Annotated in this window: 7 protein-coding genes; all 7 read left to right on the top strand. The window is 52.4% G+C overall.

Going from position 1 to position 3,579, the window contains the following annotated elements; all coding sequences use genetic code 11:
• Positions 1-518: 518 nt before the first annotated feature.
• Positions 519-707 (top strand): MarR family transcriptional regulator, encoded by a 189-nt coding sequence (locus WCX19_RS14930; RefSeq protein ID WP_373009523.1) that lies wholly within the window; start codon positions 519-521, stop codon positions 705-707.
• Complete coding sequence (locus WCX19_RS14925) at positions 704-856, top strand: hypothetical protein (RefSeq protein ID WP_373009521.1); 153 nt, start codon at positions 704-706, stop codon at positions 854-856. The genes WCX19_RS14930 and WCX19_RS14925 overlap by 4 nt, the downstream gene beginning before the upstream one ends.
• Positions 853-1,290, top strand: coding sequence for a hypothetical protein (locus WCX19_RS14920; RefSeq protein WP_373009519.1), 438 nt, complete (start codon positions 853-855; stop codon positions 1,288-1,290). Before WCX19_RS14925 ends, WCX19_RS14920 begins: the two co-directional genes overlap by 4 nt.
• Before the next feature lie 20 nt (positions 1,291-1,310).
• Positions 1,311-2,708 carry a hypothetical protein gene (locus WCX19_RS14915; RefSeq protein ID WP_373009517.1) on the top strand — a complete coding sequence of 466 codons (1,398 nt, stop codon included), beginning with the start codon at positions 1,311-1,313 and terminating at the stop codon, positions 2,706-2,708.
• Between the two features lie 66 nt (positions 2,709-2,774).
• A complete protein-coding gene (locus tag WCX19_RS14910; protein ID WP_373009515.1) occupies positions 2,775-3,050 on the top strand; it encodes a hypothetical protein in 276 nt (91 codons plus the stop codon).
• The gene (locus WCX19_RS14905; RefSeq protein WP_373009513.1) at positions 3,047-3,256 is read left to right on the top strand and encodes a hypothetical protein; all 210 of its coding nucleotides are present in this window, start codon (positions 3,047-3,049) and stop codon (positions 3,254-3,256) included. Before WCX19_RS14910 ends, WCX19_RS14905 begins: the two co-directional genes overlap by 4 nt.
• Positions 3,256-3,579 (top strand): hypothetical protein (locus WCX19_RS14900; protein WP_373009511.1); only part of this gene is annotated, 324 nt, incomplete at its 3' end. The genes WCX19_RS14905 and WCX19_RS14900, both read left to right, overlap by 1 nt.

Here is a 3,579-nt window from a genome sequence, read left to right as displayed (position 1 = left end):
TGAGGATCGACTCCTCCAAGAGGGCCCCTATCCCTTCCGGCGTCATCACTCCCGCCGGCGGGGAATCACTCTCCATACCAAACAGTGCGGCTGCAAGAGGGTCTGCCGGCTCATGACCGGCGCAGCCGTATCCCCTTTCGGAAGGCAAATATGCACAGAAGTCCGAACAAAGACCAGTTTCAACCACGCACAACACAGGGCATATTGCACGTCCCATCGCCTCATGATGTGGCTATAAACAATCCCCAACCAAAAAATAAGTCCTCTGAAAGGGAGATTTTTGCGGCATAGTGGGGTGGGCCCCTAATACGGGATCCCCATCCGGTTCAACTCCGGAATGTCGCTTTAAAATGCCACCAATAAGCAAATGGAAAATCCCACATAAGATAGGATCTGCTGAGTACCAGCAATGCCTCCGAAGATGCAAAAGACTGGGTAAACCCTGGACAGATCTCACCGAGCAGGAACAGAAACTAAACACCCCATACCCGTGCACACGCACCACGGCCCCGCAATCGGTGCAGAAGGTTCGGGAAATCCTTAAGACGACAGATGCAATGGACTTGTCGGGCATCGTGCAGGAAAGCGGGTTAGGCGTCCGGGCTGTGAGATATGCGCTCAAACGGCTCAAGGATCAAGATCTGATCGTTGAGAGGTTCAACTGGAAAGATGCGAGAAAGACACTGTACCAGAAGGCGAAGGTATGACTGCAGAATGCATAGGGGATGCAACCGGGAAACGCAGGATCCGGAAACTCCAGGACCGGATAACGCATATCGATGAGCAGATCGTAGAATTGCAGGACAAGAAAGAGATCATGATAAGTGAGATAAGGGAATTGAAGGAAGGTAAGTGAAGATGGGTCGGGCCTGCATTGTTTGTGCGCATAAATCGCGCAAAGAGATCGATAAAATGCTCGTCGAACCAAACGCGCAATATAGCGCAATATCGCGCATGTTCTTTGGTTCGGACAAACAACGCGACGCACTTAGAAGGCATGTGGAAAACGGGCACATTATAGCCAAAATCAAGAAAGTGGCAGCGGCACAAGAAGCACTTGAAGCCAATGATTTTTTGGGGCACCTCCAGAACAAACGAGACCGTTTTAAGGAAATGGCCGCTGCCGCACAAAAAGCAGATGATCCCCATCTCGAATTAAAAATCTATCAGGTTGAAGGAAAATATACCGAGATGGAAGGCAAAGCCCTTGGTGTTTTCAAGGAGGATAAATCGAACGGCACTGATAACACCTGGCTAGGATTGATGCAGAAATGCTCGCCAAAGAAGTAATTACTCCGGATCAGGCCGCTATGCTTACACAGCGAGCACTTGATGATCCGGTCTGGTGGATCCGGGAAGTATTGGGGCGCGAACCGTGGGAGAAGCAGGTTGAGATCATCGAATCGGTACGGGATCACCGGACCACTGCTGTCAAGAGTTGCCATGCCAGCGGAAAATCCTTTGATGCCGGGGCTATTGCGCTCTGGTTCCTCTATGCTCACCGGCCCTCTATTGTCCTTACCACGGCCCCCACGGATAGGCAGGTCCGGGGTATCTTATGGAAAGAGATCCGGAAGAACTTCCAGCGGGCAAAGCGGCCCCTTGGGGGCACGATCCTCACTCAGGAACTCAAGCTGGCAGAGGACTGGTTCGCATGGGGATTCACCGCACCGGACTATGACCCGGACCGGTTCCAAGGGTTTCATGAAATTTATCTCCTCGTTATCGCTGACGAATCAAGCGGGGTATCCGATGAGATCTTTGAGGGTATCGATGGTGTCCTTACGTCAGAGCAGTGCCGTCTCCTGATGATTGGCAACCCGACCAACCCGACAGGGCGATTTGCCCGGGCATTCAAAAGCCCCGATGTAAATAAAATCTCAATCTCTGCTTTTGAAACCCCCAATTTTACCACGTTCGGGATAACCGATGAAGATATGGTGATGAACCGGTGGGAAAGCAAGATCACCGGCGAACTCCCGGCCCCGTACCTTATTACCCCCCGATGGGTACACGAGCGCCTGCACGACTGGACCCACGACTCTCCACTTTACGCCGCAAAGGTTCTCGCACAATTCCCGGAGGCCGGCACTGATACGCTTATCCCGCTTCACTGGGTGGAGGCGGCGGTTGATCGGACGCTCAAAAGGACCTCTCCAGCTGAATTGGGGGTGGATGTTGCCCGGTACGGATCAGATCAGACCGTGATCATATTACGGCAGGGCCCGGTCGCCCGTATCACAAAAACCATGCCGATGTCTAGTACTATGGCAGTAGCCGGGGAAGTGATCAAGGCGCTGCGTGAGACTGGCGCATTGTCTGCAAAGGTTGATGCCGTGGGTATCGGTGCCGGGACCGTGGATCGTCTCGCAGAGCAGCGGGCACCCGTTGAAGAGATGCAAAGCGGGGCATCATCCAGCGATCCGGAAGTGTATCTGAATGCCCGGGCTGAATGGTATTGGGGGCTCCGGATCCGATTCGAGACCGGAGATATCGACATTGAAAACGACGCAGAACTTATATCACAGCTCTCCAATATCAAGTATAAGATTAATAGCCGGGGCCAGATCCAGATTGAGAGTAAAGAGGATATGAAAAAGCGGGGTCTTTCCAGCCCGGACAAGGCCGACACACTCATGCTGGCCTTTGCAAAGAAACCCCTCAAAGGTAAGAGGGTGTATCACATCGCCGATGATTACGCCGTGTAAACGGCAGTCTGGGAAGATTCCCATCGTGAAGTTACAAATTCAGGCCCAAACAAAGGAGATTTGAAAATGTCAAAACCAACAGTACAAAAGCAGGAACCGCAGCCGGACACCAAGGATACCACGCTCAAGATCGACCAGGATCTTAAAGGCGTGCTTGAAAGCATGAAGGTTGATCCGGACGAACCGCTGAAGGGAGTGATCCGGCGCCTTGTCGAAGGGAAAACCCCGATGGAATCCACACAGGACACACGGCACATTGAGATCCCGGAAAAGGTCTATCGGCTGCTGATGATGGTGTTACCGGACAATATGAAAGAAGTGGTCCGGAAGGGGGTAAGATGATGATAAACATCGACATAGTATTGGGCGCCATTATCGGGATTGTTGGGTGGAATCTTCCCCCTTTATACCGGTGGATACGGTACCATAGGTACGATAAAAAACCATTTGCCGAGTTCGTTATTGGATATTCGTATAACGACGCCCTAAAATTCAAGCAGGAAAACCCGGAGTACACGGTCGTGTTTGACGGAAAAGAGGTGACGTAATGCCCCCGCTGAATGAACAGATCGCGGATCGCATCACCAACGGCAGCCTGACGGAAGCCCGCACGCAGATGCGGAATCTCGGGGAGAAGTATACTGAGCTCTATTCCGAGACCCGCAAACTTACCCGGCAGGTTGAAACCCTGAAAGAGGGTGGCACGCTGGCGGAAGGATACGCGGATCATTCATGGAATGACCGGCTCGCACTGGATCACCGCTGGCAGTTGATGAGCGGGCAGGCACAGCACCGGATTATTCAATACTCTGATGTGGTCCTGTACTATGATCTGATGTCGTATGCGTACCAGTACTGCCCGCTGATCAAG

This window comes from Methanoregula sp. (assembly GCF_041663825.1).
Taxonomy (GTDB): Archaea; Halobacteriota; Methanomicrobia; order Methanomicrobiales; family Methanospirillaceae; genus Methanoregula.
Note: the sequence above shows the minus strand (reverse complement) of the source record. Positions and strands in the feature narration are given on the sequence as shown.